The sequence below is a fragment of the Streptomyces roseus genome (assembly GCF_001044425.1).
In the GTDB taxonomy this organism is placed as follows: Bacteria; Actinomycetota; Actinomycetes; order Streptomycetales; family Streptomycetaceae; genus Streptomyces; species Streptomyces roseus.
This window is the reverse complement of record NZ_LFML01000016.1, coordinates 16,241-28,332: the sequence shown is the minus strand read 5'-3', so window position 1 is coordinate 28,332 and position 12,092 is coordinate 16,241. Positions and strand designations below refer to the sequence as shown.

Annotated in this window: 12 protein-coding genes; 8 read left to right on the top strand and 4 right to left on the bottom strand. The window is 73.3% G+C overall.

The window, feature by feature from the left end:
* Positions 1 to 122: 122 nt before the first annotated feature.
* The 5 genes from ACS04_RS40365 to ACS04_RS04295 all read left to right on the top strand — a co-directional run bounded on the left by ACS04_RS40365 (position 123) and on the right by ACS04_RS04295 (position 4,265).
* Positions 123 to 203, top strand: a complete 81-nt coding sequence (locus ACS04_RS40365; protein ID WP_359173546.1) for a putative leader peptide — start codon at positions 123 to 125, stop codon at positions 201 to 203.
* A 71-nt stretch (positions 204 to 274) separates the two neighbouring features.
* Positions 275 to 799, top strand: coding sequence for a flavin reductase family protein (locus tag ACS04_RS04310; RefSeq protein WP_048475137.1), 525 nt, complete (start codon positions 275 to 277; stop codon positions 797 to 799).
* A gap of 203 nt (positions 800 to 1,002) precedes the next feature.
* Positions 1,003 to 1,788 (top strand): electron transfer flavoprotein subunit beta/FixA family protein, encoded by a 786-nt coding sequence (locus ACS04_RS04305; protein WP_078864407.1) that lies wholly within the window; start codon positions 1,003 to 1,005, stop codon positions 1,786 to 1,788.
* A 62-nt stretch (positions 1,789 to 1,850) separates the two neighbouring features.
* The gene (locus tag ACS04_RS04300) at positions 1,851 to 2,813 is read left to right on the top strand and encodes an electron transfer flavoprotein subunit alpha/FixB family protein (protein WP_048475135.1); all 963 of its coding nucleotides are present in this window, start codon (positions 1,851 to 1,853) and stop codon (positions 2,811 to 2,813) included.
* A gap of 153 nt (positions 2,814 to 2,966) precedes the next feature.
* Positions 2,967 to 4,265 (top strand): DUF6986 family protein, encoded by a 1,299-nt coding sequence (locus ACS04_RS04295; protein ID WP_048475134.1) that lies wholly within the window; start codon positions 2,967 to 2,969, stop codon positions 4,263 to 4,265.
* A gap of 114 nt (positions 4,266 to 4,379) precedes the next feature.
* On the opposite strand, the gene ACS04_RS04290 is transcribed toward ACS04_RS04295, so the two are convergent.
* Positions 4,380 to 5,429: a LacI family DNA-binding transcriptional regulator gene (locus ACS04_RS04290; RefSeq protein WP_048475133.1), complete on the bottom strand. Its 1,050-nt coding sequence runs from the start codon at positions 5,427 to 5,429 to the stop codon at positions 4,380 to 4,382.
* A 154-nt stretch (positions 5,430 to 5,583) separates the two neighbouring features.
* Here ACS04_RS04290 and ACS04_RS39985 point away from each other — a divergent pair, with 154 nt between their 5' ends.
* Complete coding sequence (locus ACS04_RS39985; protein ID WP_280920952.1) at positions 5,584 to 6,624, top strand: NUDIX hydrolase; 1,041 nt, start codon at positions 5,584 to 5,586, stop codon at positions 6,622 to 6,624.
* 59 nt (positions 6,625 to 6,683) lie between these two features.
* On the opposite strand, the gene ACS04_RS04280 is transcribed toward ACS04_RS39985, so the two are convergent.
* Together ACS04_RS04280 and ACS04_RS04275 are read right to left on the bottom strand one after the other, a co-directional pair.
* Positions 6,684 to 7,388, bottom strand: coding sequence for an MBL fold metallo-hydrolase (locus ACS04_RS04280; RefSeq protein ID WP_048475131.1), 705 nt, complete (start codon positions 7,386 to 7,388; stop codon positions 6,684 to 6,686).
* A 110-nt stretch (positions 7,389 to 7,498) separates the two neighbouring features.
* The gene (locus ACS04_RS04275) at positions 7,499 to 8,863 is read right to left on the bottom strand and encodes a dipeptidase (protein WP_048475130.1); all 1,365 of its coding nucleotides are present in this window, start codon (positions 8,861 to 8,863) and stop codon (positions 7,499 to 7,501) included.
* Positions 8,864 to 9,163: 300 nt separating this feature from the next.
* Between ACS04_RS04275 and ACS04_RS04270 the strand changes: the two genes are divergently transcribed.
* Complete coding sequence (locus ACS04_RS04270) at positions 9,164 to 10,447, top strand: geranylgeranyl reductase family protein (protein ID WP_048475129.1); 1,284 nt, start codon at positions 9,164 to 9,166, stop codon at positions 10,445 to 10,447.
* A gap of 285 nt (positions 10,448 to 10,732) precedes the next feature.
* Here ACS04_RS04270 and ACS04_RS04265 read toward each other — a convergent pair whose 3' ends face one another.
* Positions 10,733 to 11,191 carry a nitroreductase/quinone reductase family protein gene (locus ACS04_RS04265; RefSeq protein ID WP_048475128.1) on the bottom strand — a complete coding sequence of 153 codons (459 nt, stop codon included), beginning with the start codon at positions 11,189 to 11,191 and terminating at the stop codon, positions 10,733 to 10,735.
* Positions 11,192 to 11,336: 145 nt separating this feature from the next.
* On the opposite strand from ACS04_RS04265, the gene ACS04_RS04260 reads away from it, so the two are divergent.
* Positions 11,337 to 12,035 (top strand): TetR/AcrR family transcriptional regulator, encoded by a 699-nt coding sequence (locus ACS04_RS04260; RefSeq protein WP_048475127.1) that lies wholly within the window; start codon positions 11,337 to 11,339, stop codon positions 12,033 to 12,035.
* The last annotated feature ends 57 nt before the right edge of the window (positions 12,036 to 12,092 follow it).

Below are 12,092 nucleotides of genomic sequence, written 5' to 3'. Positions count from 1 at the left end.
CCCGCGGGACGGCCCTCGCCGCGCCCGGCACGCCGGTGCACGCGCCCGCACGCAGCGTGACGCGCCTCCCATCTGCCCGGAGCGGCTTGACTGTGTACACGAGAGATCGCCAGGCTGGCGGCATGCGGTACGAACTCCTGCTTTACGGGCGGGTCCACGTGGACCTCGTCCGCTACGCGAGCGCGCGTTGTCGGAACGACTGAACGAACCCGGTCCCCGACCCGATCCCCCCGCGCCCGTGCACGCCGCCTCCGCGGCAGAAGGAAGCACCTCCATGACGGCCCCGACCGCCTCCATCGCCCCCACGGCCGCCTCCGGCCTGCCCGGCTCGCCCGACCTGCTGCGCTCCGTCTTCCGCCGACACGCCGCGGGCGTGGCCGTGATCACGGCCGAGGAGGGCGGCCGCCCGGTCGGATTCACCGCGACCTCGCTCAACTCGGTCTCCGCCGATCCTCCCCTGCTGTCCTTCACCATCGCCACGGGGGCCTCCAGCTGGCCCGCGATACGCGACGCCGAACACCTCGGCGTCCACATACTCGGCGAGCACCAGCAGGACCTGGCGGGCCTGTTCGCCCGCAGCGGAGCCGACCGGTTCGGGTCCGGCACGGGCTGGGCCGAGGGCCCGTACGGCGTCCCGGTGCTGGACGGCGTACTGGCCTGGCTGGTGTGCCGGGTGGTGGCCCGGGTGCCCGCGGGGGCGCACCGGGTGATCATCGCGGAGGCGGTGGCGGGCGACCCGGCCGGGGAAGGCCGCCCGCTCCTTTACCACCAGGGTCGCTTCAACGCGCTGCGCGACTGAATCGTCCCTGCTGGGGCGGGTTCGTGCGGCGTTGGACAGATCACAGTTCACCGGCCTTGCCACCGTGGAGCCCCCAGGGTGTACTGACGAGTAACATTCCCTTCGGAGCGCGGGCCGCCCCGACCGGGATCCGCCCGACAAGGCGCCTATGCTGCCTGCACAAGGCGGTATCAGAAAAAAGACGATGCGGTAGGAGAGCCGGCGTGAGCCTGAGGATCGTTGTCTGTGTGAAGTACGTGCCCGACGCCACCGGCGACCGGCACTTCGCCGATGACCTGACGGTCGACCGCGACGACGTCGACGGTCTGCTGTCGGAGCTCGACGAGTACGCCGTCGAGCAGGCGCTGCAGATCGCCGAAGACGCCGACGACGCCGAGATCACCGTCCTGACGGTCGGCCCCGAGGACGCCAAGGACGCGCTGCGCAAGGCGCTGTCCATGGGTGCCGACAAGGCCATCCACGTCGAGGACGACGACCTGCACGGCAGCGACGTCATGGGCACCTCGCTGGTGCTCGCCAAGGCCATCGAGAGGGCCGGCTACGACCTGGTCATCACCGGTATGGCCTCGACCGACGGCACCATGGGCGTCCTCCCGGCGATCCTGGCCGAGCGCCTGGGCGTCCCGCAGGTCACCCTGCTCTCCGAGGTCAAGGTCGAGGACGGCACCGTGACGGGCCGCCGCGACGGCGACTCCGCGAGCGAGCAGCTGGAGGCCTCCCTCCCGGCGCTCGTCTCCGTGACGGACCAGTCGGGCGAGGCCCGCTACCCCTCCTTCAAGGGCATCATGGCCGCCAAGAAGAAGCCGGTGGAGTCCTGGGACCTGGAGGAGCTGGAGATCGAGTCGGACGAGGTCGGCCTCGAAGGCTCCTGGACCGCGGTCGACTCCGCGACCCAGCGCCCGGCCCGCACCGCCGGCACGATCGTCAAGGACGAGGGCGAGGGCGGCAAGGCGCTGGCCGAGTTCCTGGCCGGCCAGAAGTTCATCTAGGAACTTCGGCCGAAACCCTCCCGACCGCCCCCTGACTACTTCGCATTCGCAGGAGCATTCCCATGGCTGAAGTCCTCGTCTACGTCGACCACGCGGACGGCGCCGTCCGCAAGCCCACCCTTGAGCTGCTGACCCTGGCCCGCCGCATCGGCGAGCCCGTCGCCGTCGCCCTCGGCGCCGGTGCGGCCGACACCGCCGCCGTGCTCGCCGAGCACGGTGCGGTCAAGGTCCTGACCGCCGACGCCCCCGAGTTCACCGAGTACCTCGTCGTACCGAAGGTGGACGCGCTCCAGGCCGCGTACGAGGCCGTCTCCCCGGCCGCCGTGCTCGTCCCGTCCTCCGCCGAGGGCAAGGAGATCGCCGCCCGCCTCGCCGTCCGCATCGGCTCCGGCATCATCACCGACGCCGTGGACCTGGAGGCCGGTGACGAGGGCCCGGTCGCGACGCAGGCCGCGTTCGCCGCGTCCTTCACCACCAAGTCCCGCGTCTCCAAGGGCACCCCGGTCATCACCGTCAAGCCGAACTCGGCTCCGGTCGAGGCCGCCCCGGCCGCTCGCGCCGTCGAGGCCCTGGCCGTCACCTTCGGCGCCCTGGCCACCGGCACCAAGGTCGTCTCCCGCACCCCGCGTGAGTCGACCGGCCGTCCGGAGCTGACCGAGGCCGCGATCGTGGTCTCCGGCGGCCGCGGCGTCAACGGTGCCGAGAACTTCGGCATCATCGAGGCCCTCGCGGACTCCCTCGGTGCCGCCGTCGGCGCCTCGCGCGCCGCCGTCGACGCCGGCTGGTACCCGCACTCCAACCAGGTCGGCCAGACCGGCAAGTCGGTCTCCCCGCAGCTGTACATCGCCTCCGGCATCTCGGGCGCGATCCAGCACCGGGCCGGCATGCAGACCTCGAAGACCATCGTGGCCATCAACAAGGACGCCGAGGCCCCGATCTTCGACCTGGTCGACTACGGCGTGGTCGGCGACCTCTTCTCGGTCGTCCCGCAGTTGACCGACGAGATCAAGGCCCGCAAGGGCTGACCTGCTTCGATGCTGTGACTCGGGGCCGCGTGGTGACACTCACCACGCGGCCCCGAGGTGTTTCCTGCAACCATTGACTAGACAAGAACCCCTCATTAAATTCTGCTATGCGGATCTAAGCTTCCGTGAAGCGGAAAAAGAGGAGAGTGGACGATGGGTCAGCAGGAGAAGGTGGCGACGAGCCTCGCCGGCGCGGTCAGCGAGGGCATCAGCGCCTCCCTCGCGCCGGTGGACGCGGAGCTCGCGCGCCACTACCCGGGCGACCCCGGCACCCGCCAGCCCATCCACACGGTCTACGTCCCCGGTGACCTCTTCGCCGCCGACACCATCCGCTCCTGGGGCGACCAGGCCCTGGCCGCCCTCGACCAGCACGCCCCGGACGCCGCCACCTTCGCCAAGGTCCTCGGCATCTCCGACGAGCTCGCCGTACCCGTCTACGACCGGGTCCGCGCCAAGCTGCAGCGCGAGCCCGTCGAGGACCTCCGCGTCGACTTCGAGGACGGCTTCGGCGTCCGCTCCGACGAGGAGGAGGACCAGGCCGCGGCCCGCGCCGCCCGCCTCGTCTCCGAGGCCTTCGCCAACGGCACGAACGCCCCGTACATGGGCATCCGCATGAAGTGCATGGAGTCCAACGTCCGCGACCGCGGCATCCGCACCACCGACATCTTCCTCTCCGGCCTGCTGGAGCACGGCGGCCTGCCCGAGGGGCTCGTCCTGACCCTCCCGAAGGTCACGTACGCCGAGCAGGTCACCGCCTTCGTCAAGCTGCTGGAAGCCTTCGAGACCGCCCGCGGCCTGCGCCCGGGCCGCATCGGCTTCGAGATCCAGATCGAGACCAGCCAGTCGATCCTCGCCTCCGACGGCACCGCCACCGTCGCCCGGATGATCGAGGCCGCCAAGGGCCGCGCCACCGGCCTGCACTACGGCACCTTCGACTACAGCGCCTGCGTCGGCGTCTCCGCCGCCTACCAGTCGAGCGACCACCCCGCCGCCGACCACGCCAAGGCGATCATGCAAGTCGCGGCCGCCGGCACCGGCGTACGGGTCTCCGACGGCTCGACCAACGTCAAGCCGGTCGGCACCACCAAGCAGGTCCACGAGGCCTGGAAGCTGCACTACGGCCTCACCCGGCGGGCGCTGGCCCGCGCCTACTACCAGGGCTGGGACATGCACCCGGCCCACCTGCCGACCCGCTACGCGGCGGTGTTCACCTTCTACCGCCAGGGCCTCGAAGCCGCTGCCGCGCGGCTGAAGGCGTACGTCGCGAAGATCGAGGGCGACGTGATGGACGAGCCGGCCACGGCCAAGGCCCTGGCCGGCTACCTGGTGCGCGGCCTGGACTGCGGCGCGGTGGGAGCCGAGGAGGTCACCGCCCTGACCGGTCTGACCCGCGCCGAGCTGGACGCGTTCGCGATCCCGCGCCGCTCGGCGACGCTGACGGCGTCCGCCTGACCGCCCCGGCGGCACCGGCCGCCCGGGCCGCCTTCGCGCCGGTGAAGCCCGGCCGGGAACGCCCCGGCCGGGCCGCACCCGTCTCGCGCGGGCTGGTCCCCTGAAGCCCGGCCCCTATGCGGCCGGGGGGATTTCCGGGGGGATTTCGCCCGAGCCGCGCGGGATCAGCCGCGTCGGGAGCTCGATGCGGGCCGGGGGGAGGGCGGCGCCCGCGAGGCGCTGGAACAGCCGGTCCGTGGCCACCCGGCCCAGGGCCGCCGCGTCCTGGGCCACCACCGTCACCCCGGGCCGCAGCAGGTCGGCCAGCTCGAAGTCGTCGAAGCCGACCAGGGCCACCGGCCGCGGGAGCCGCGCCAGCACCCGTACGAGCGTCACCGTCACCCGGTTGTTCCCCGCGAAGACCGCGGTGACGGGGTCGGGGCCCGTCAGCATCGCCCGGGCCGCCTCCCCGACGCGGTCCGGAGCGGTCGTCCCGAGGGAGACCCAGGGCTCCGCCACCGCCAGCCCCGCGTCCGCCATCGCCGCCCGGTAGCCGCGCAGGCGCTCCGTCGCCGTGTGGATGTGCGGCTGGTCCCCGATGAAGCCGATCCTGCGGTGGCCGCCGCCGACGAGGTGCGCCACGCCCGCGCGGGCGCCGCCGAAGCTGTCCGACAGCACCACGTCCGCGTCGATCCGGCCCGCAGGACGGTCCACGAACACCGTCGCCACGCCCGCCCGGATCTCCGGCTCCAGGTAGCGGTGGTCGTCCCCGGCCGGGATCACGATCAGTCCGTCGACCCGGCGCGCGCACAGCGCCAGCGCCAACTCGCGCTCGCGGTCGGGGTCCTCGGCGCTGGACCCGTTGATGAGCAGCGCCCCGTGGGCCCGGGCCACCTCCTCCACGGCGCGGTTCAGCGGCCCGTAGAAGGGGTCTGCGAGGTCCTCCAGGACCAGCCCGACCGTGGCGGTACGCCCCTTGCGCAGCACGCGGGCGCTGTCGTTGCGGCGGAACCCCAGCGCCTCGATGGCCTCCTGGACCCGCCGGACGGTGTCGGGGGTGACCCCTGCCTCGCCGTTGACCACCCGCGACACCGTCTTGAGGCCCACGCCCGCGCGGGCCGCGACGTCCTTCATCGTCGGCCGGTTGCCGTAGCGGGGATCGGACGGGCGGCGGGTCTGCGGCACGGGACGAAAACCTCCGGAGGTGGTGGTGGGGCGGGGCTCGGCCGACCTTTACGACCTTGAGGATAAGCACTGGGCCGGGGAGTGGGTTTCCGTGGCAGGGTGATGCGGGCAAGCCACTGGGGGCTCCGGACGAGCCATGGGGAGAGGGGTAGACGTGATTGTCTGGATCAACGGCGCATTCGGCGCCGGGAAGACCAGCACGGCCCGCGAACTGACCGGGATCCTGCCGGACAGCACCCTGTACGACCCGGAGCTCGTGGGCGACTCACTACGCCAACTGCTGCCGCGCAAACGCCTCGCGGAGGTATCCGACTACCAGGACCTGCCCAGCTGGCGGCGCCTGGTCGTGGACACGGCCGCCGCGATGCTCGCGGAGCTGGGCGGGGTGCTGGTGGTGCCGATGACGCTGTTGCGGCAGGAGTACCGGGACGAGATGTTCGGCGGGCTGGCGGCCCGCCGGATTCCGGTGCGGCACGTGCTGCTCGCTCCTGAGGAAACGATCCTGCGCGAGCGGATCGCGACGCGGGAGGAGCCGGGGGACCCGGCCGACGCGGACGAGCGGGTGCGGCAGTGGTCGTACGACCACCTCCCCGCCTACCGGCAGGCCCTGGGCGGCTGGCTCGCGGCGGACGCGCACGTCATCGACAACGGCGCCCTGACGGTGGGGGAGACGGCGCAGCGGATCGCCGAAGCCGTACGCACGGACGCGGCCCGCGTGTGCGACATCGTGCAGACGCCGGAGCCGACGCGGGAGACGGTCGCGGCCGGGGTGCTGCTCTTCGACGACGCGGACCGGGTGCTGCTCGTCGATCCGACGTACAAGCCGGGCTGGGAGTTCCCGGGCGGGGTCGTGGAGGCGGGCGAGGCGCCGGGGGCCGCCGGGGTGCGGGAGGTCGCCGAGGAACTGGGCCTGGAACTGGAGGCCCCACCGGGGCTGCTCGTCGTGGACTGGGAGCCGCCGCTGCCTCCGGCGTACGGGGGGCTGCGGCTGCTGTTCGACGGGGGCCGGCTCTCGCCCGCCGCGGAGGCGGGGCTGCGGCTGCCCGGTCCCGAGCTGCGGGCGTGGCGGTTCGTCACGGAGGAGGAGGCGGCGGACCTCCTGCCGCCGGTCCGCTCCGCACGCCTGCGCTGGGCCCTCCGGGCCCGCGAACGAGGCCGCCCCCTCTACCTGGAGGCGGGGCGCCCGACGCCGTAACGGGACGGGGCACGGCGGGGCCGGGCGGGCCAGGCCGGGCGGTGCCTGCCCGGCCACGGCTACGGAAGGAGGTCCGGGTCCGGCCGCGCGGCCGCGAGGAGGGCGGCCGCCGTGTCCTGCGTCAGGGGGTCGCCGTGGCCCAGGCAGGCCACCGACGGGGACAGGGCCGCCAGGCGCCGGAACGAGGCCTGCGCCTGCGCCCGGTCCACGTTGAACACGCCCAGCATCACCTGCCCCACCCCTGCAATGCAGTCGCCCGCGAACAGCACGCCGTGCCGCGGCAGATGGACACCGATGCTGCCCGGCGTGTGGCCCGGGGCGTGGACCACCACCGCCCCGTCGCCGAAGGGGAGCACCTCCCCGTCCTCGACCTCCAGGTCGACCCGCGTCGGCGGCGCCTGCGGCACCGTCAGCCCGTGCGCGTACAGCGGGCGTTCCCAGTCCAGCAGGACCGGCTCCGGCACCGGGAGCTCCCCCCTGATCACCGGGGCCTCCAGCCGGTGCGCCACCACCTGCGCACCCCAGCGCCCGGCGAGTTCCTCCGCCGCGCCGACGTGGTCGCGGTGGCAGTGGGTCAGGACGATCCGCTCCAGCCGCTCCGGGCCCAGCCCGAGCGAGCGTACGGCCTGCTCGATCGCCGCCCCGGCGCCGACGTGACCCGCGTCGATCAGGGTCAGGGCCTCGCCGTCGCGCCACAGGTACGCCTGGCCGATCGGGAAGCGGAGCATGTGGAGCTGCTGCGGGAGCACTTCGACGAGATCCATGCCCCGAACGTACGTCCCCCGGCTCCGCTCCCGGCCGGTCTTTCACCGGGAGCGGAGTTCGCCCACGGCGCAGGCGGACCGGCCCCGCCCCTTCGGGGCCGGCGGGCGGGTCAGCCGCGCTTGGACTCCGCGTAGTTGACGAGGAACAGGGCCTCCGCGACCGACAGCCGCTCCAGCTCCTGCGGAGAGACGCTCTCGTTCACCGCGTGGATCTGCGCCTCGGGCTCGCTCAGCCCGATGAGCAGCATCTCCGCCTCCGGGTACAGCGAGTTCAGCGTGTTGCACAGCGGAATCGATCCGCCCATGCCACTGATCTGCATCTCCTCGCCCGGGTACGCCGCCTGCAGTGCCGCCGCCATCGACGCGTACGCCGGGCTGTCCGTGTCCGCCCGGAACGGCTGGCCCTGGCCCACGACCTCCAGGCCGAGACGTGCCTGCCACGGGGTGTGCGCCACCAGGTGCGCCTCCAGCAGCTTGACGGCCTCGGCCGTGTCCACGCCCGGCGGCACGCGCAGGCTGATCAGCGCGCCGGCGCTCGCGTGCACCGAAGGGGTGGCGCCGACCACCGGCGGGCAGTCGATGCCGAGCACCGTGACGGCCGGGCGGGCCCACAACCGGTCCGCGACCGTGCCCTCGCCGATCAGCTCGACCCCGTCCAGGACCCTGGCGTCGGCGCGGAAGTCCGCCTCCGGGTACTGCAGGCCCTCCCACACCGCGTCCGAGGCGAGGCCGTCGACGGTCGTCGAACCGTCCGCCGCCCGCAGCGAGTCCAGCAGCCGGATCAGCGCGGCCAGCGCGTCGGGGGCGGCGCCGCCGAACATGCCGGAGTGCAGGTTGCCGCCCAGGGTGTCGATCTTCACCTTGATCAGGCACATGCCGCGCAGGGTCGCCGTCACGGTCGGCAGGCCGAGCCGGAAGTTGCCCGTGTCGCCGATGACGATCGTGTCGGCGGTCAGCAGCTCCGGATGGGCCTCGGCGTACTGCTGGAGACCGCCGGTGCCCTGCTCCTCCGAGCCCTCGACGATCACCTTCACCCCCACCGGCACGCCGCCGTTGGCCTTCAGCGCGCGCAGCGCCAGCAGGTGCATGATGAACCCGCCCTTGCAGTCCGCGGCCCCGCGCCCGTACCAGCGTCCGTCGCGCTCGGTCAGCTCGAAGGCGGGGGAGATCCAGGCCGCCTCGTCCAGCGGCGGCTGCACGTCGTAGTGCGCGTACAGGAGGACGGTCGGCGCACCCCCGGGCCCCGGCAGGAAGCCGTACACCGACTGCGTGCCGTCGGGGGTGTCGAGGAGCGCCACGTCCTGGAAGCCCTCGGCGCGCAGCGCGTCGGCCACCCAGTTCGCCGCGCCCTGGCTCTCGCTCTGCGGGAACTGCGCCCAGTCCGCCACCGACTGGAAGGCCACCAGCTCGGTCAGCTCCTGCTTGGCGCGGGGCATCAGCGAGGCGATGGTCTCGGCGATCGGATTCTGGGACATGGGCACGCTCCTCGTGGGTGCGACGTTGTGTAGGTGTACGCCGTGTGCGCGTACGCCGTGTAGGTGTACTCGGCGGTACGTGCGCGCCGCCCGCATCCGCGGGGTGGGCGTATGCCGGGTACGGCGAAAGACAGTCCCGATCCTCGCACAGCAGGACGGGCCGGACTCGCGCCGTAGGATTTGCCTGCATCGGAGCAACCGCATGATCAGGAGCAGCAGCACATCGTGAGCAGCGACGACAGCACCGTCGGGGGACCCGACTCAGCAGCAGGGCAGCCCGCTCAGGGAGCGGAGGACGGGATGGCCGAGGTGCCCGGGGGCACCGATGACGTATGGGACGTGGTGGTGGTCGGGGCCGGACCGGCCGGCGCCTCGGCCGCGTTCGCGGCGGCGACGGCGGGGCGGCGCGTACTGCTGCTGGAGAAGGCCGAGCTGCCCCGGTACAAGACGTGTGGCGGCGGGATCATCGGGCCCTCGCGTGACGCCCTCCCGCCCGGGTTCGTCCTGCCCCTCCAGGACCGCGTCCACGCGGTCACCTTCACGCTGGGCGGGAAGCTGACCCGGACCCGCCGTTCGCGGCAGATGCTGTTCGGGCTCGTCAACCGGCCCGACTTCGACGCCGGGCTGGTCGCCGAGGCCGAGAAGGCCGGAGCCACCGTCCGTACGGGTACGGCCGTCTCGCGGGTGGAGCAGCACGGGGCGGCGGTGCCCGACCGGCGCACGGTCGCCGTGGTGCTCGCCGACGGCGAGACCGTCCTGGCGCGTGCCGTGGTCGGCGCGGACGGCAGCGCGAGCCGGATCGGGGCGCACGTCGGCGTCGAGATGGACCAGGTGGACCTCGGCCTGGAGGCGGAGATCCCGGTCCCGCAGACGGTCGCGGAGGACTGGAAGGGGCGGGTACTGCTCGACTGGGGCCCGCTGCCCGGCAGTTACGGCTGGGTCTTCCCCAAGGGCGACACCCTGACCGTCGGGGTCATCTCGGCGAAGGGCGACGGCGCCGCCACCAAGCGGTACCTGGAGGACTTCATCGCCCGGCTCGGCCTGGCCGGCTTCGAGCCCGCCATCTCGTCCGGGCACCTGACCCGCTGCCGCAAGCCCGAGTCGCCGCTCTCGCGGGGCCGGGTCCTGGTCGCGGGTGACGCGGCCGGACTCCTGGAGCCGTGGACCCGGGAGGGCATCTCCTTCGCACTGCGCTCGGGCCGGCTGGCCGGGGAGTGGGCCGTGAAGATCTCCGAGGCGCAGGACGCGGTGGACGCGCGCCGCCAGGCCCTGAACTACGCGTTCGCGGTCAAGGCCGGCCTGGGCGTGGAGATGAGCGTCGGCAAGCGGATGCTGACCGCCTTCGAGGCCCGGCCGGGGCTGCTGCACGCGGCGATCACCGGCTTCGGCCCGGCGTGGCGGGCGTTCGCCCGCATCACGCGGGGTGCGACCACGCTGCCCGACCTGATCCGGACGTACCCGCTCGCCCGCAAGGCGCTGCACATCCTGGACGGGAAGCAGGCGCGGAACCGGGCCGAGGGGCAGGGCTCGGGGCGGGGCCGGGAGCGAGGGCAGGGGCAGGAGCAGGTGACGGACAAGGGGTAGCGGGGTCCGGGTCCGGGGTTTCGATTTCCAGGGTCCGTGAGTTCCTGACCCGGGCGCCGGCCGGGCCCGGGTAGCGGGGTGCGGGGTGCGGCGGCGGGGTTCTCCCCGGCCGCCGTACGGCTGAGGGTGGCGGTCTTGCCGGGCGTGCGGGCAAGGCCGCCGCTGCTTTTGCGGGTGGGGCGGGTTGGTCGGGCGGGCCGGGGGGCGGCCGGGGCGCGCCGGCGGGTGCGCGAGCGGCCGCGCGCCGCCCTTGGATGCGGCGTGCGCCGGGTGCGGCCGCGTGGGTCAGTTCGACACCGTGAGGCGGAAGACCGGGTGGTCGCCGGCGGCGGCCTGGAGCTCGGCATCGGAGGACTGGGCGGTAAGGCCCTGGAAGAACCGGTTGACCTCCCAGCCCCACTTCTCCAGGTAAGTGCGCAGGAGGGCGGCCTTCAGTACGGGGTCGGTGATCTCGGTGACCGTGAAGGTGCGTACCCTGCGGCCCACGCGCAGCTCGCCGCCACCCGCCACCCGCATGTTGCGGACCCACTGGGAGTGGCCGCGCGCCGACACCAGGTACTGCTCGCCCTCGTAGGTGTGCGGGTTGACCGGGATCCGCTGCATCTGGCCGGACTTGCGACCGCGCACCGACAGCTCGGCCGAACCGGCAAGGCTGATGCCGAGGCGGGCCAGCTTCCCGAGGAGCGAGTTGAAGCGGGTGGCGAGGGGGCTGGCCTGCACGTAGTACGGGGTGGGCGCGTTCATGGCGGGCTCCGGAGTGACGGGAGAGCGGTGCTCTCGCTTGAGATCAGTGTGCACGGATCGGCGGCCCAAAACAAGAGCGGTGCTCTCGAAGTAATGCGGCGCTCTGTTTTTTGGGCAGTGATCTGACTTCTGGCACACTGCTCGTATGAGTACCGTGCGCGGGGCCCGGGAGCGGGCCCGTATCGAGGTCACCGCCGCCATCAAGGACGAGGCGCGCCGCATGCTCGCCGCCGAGGGCGCGGCCAAGCTCTCGCTGCGCGCCGTGGCCCGCGAGCTGGGCATGGTCTCCTCCGCCCTCTACCGGTACTTCCCGAGCCGCGACGAGCTCCTGACCGCCCTCATCATCGACGCCTACGACAGCATCGGCGCCGCGGCCGAACAGGCCGACGCCCGCGCGCTCGACGCCGGCGCCGCCCCCCGCGAGCGCTGGGGGGCGGTCTGCGAGGCCGTCCGCGCATGGGCCCTGGACCACCCGCACGAGTACGCCCTCATCTACGGTTCCCCGGTCCCCGGCTACAGCGCTCCCATGGACACCGTCGGCCCGGCCTCCCGCGTCGGCAACACGTTCATCAACATCGTGCGCGCCGCCCACGCCGGTCGTGGCCTCGCGCTGCCGCCGCTGCCCGCGGTCCTGCGTCCCGAAGCCGTCCGGATGACCGCGGACTTCGCCGAGGGGCTGCCCGCCGAGGTCACCGCCGCTCTGGTCGCCGCCTGGGCGCAGCTGATCGGCCTCATCTCCTTCGAGCTGTTCGGCCAGTTCAACCGGGTGGTAGAGGACCGGGCCGCCTTCTTCACGCACGCCGCGGACCAGCTGGCCCACGGGGTCGGGCTGCCCGCCGTATGACGGCCGGCGCCGCCGCGCGTATGACGGCCCGCTGAGTGCCCGCTCGCTGACAGGCCC

Coding starts and splice junctions, on each gene's coding strand:
- ACS04_RS04310 (WP_048475137.1), top strand. CDS start 275: ATGACGGCCCCGACCGCCTCCATCGCCCCCACGGCCGCCTCCGGCCTG.
- ACS04_RS04265 (WP_048475128.1), bottom strand. CDS start 11,191: ATGAACGCGCCCACCCCGTACTACGTGCAGGCCAGCCCCCTCGCCACC.
- ACS04_RS04260 (WP_048475127.1), top strand. CDS start 11,337: ATGAGTACCGTGCGCGGGGCCCGGGAGCGGGCCCGTATCGAGGTCACC.
- ACS04_RS04295 (WP_048475134.1), top strand. CDS start 2,967: ATGGGTCAGCAGGAGAAGGTGGCGACGAGCCTCGCCGGCGCGGTCAGC.
- ACS04_RS04275 (WP_048475130.1), bottom strand. CDS start 8,863: ATGTCCCAGAATCCGATCGCCGAGACCATCGCCTCGCTGATGCCCCGC.
- ACS04_RS04270 (WP_048475129.1), top strand. CDS start 9,164: ATGGCCGAGGTGCCCGGGGGCACCGATGACGTATGGGACGTGGTGGTG.
- ACS04_RS40365 (WP_359173546.1), top strand. CDS start 123: ATGCGGTACGAACTCCTGCTTTACGGGCGGGTCCACGTGGACCTCGTC.
- ACS04_RS04300 (WP_048475135.1), top strand. CDS start 1,851: ATGGCTGAAGTCCTCGTCTACGTCGACCACGCGGACGGCGCCGTCCGC.
- ACS04_RS04280 (WP_048475131.1), bottom strand. CDS start 7,388: ATGGATCTCGTCGAAGTGCTCCCGCAGCAGCTCCACATGCTCCGCTTC.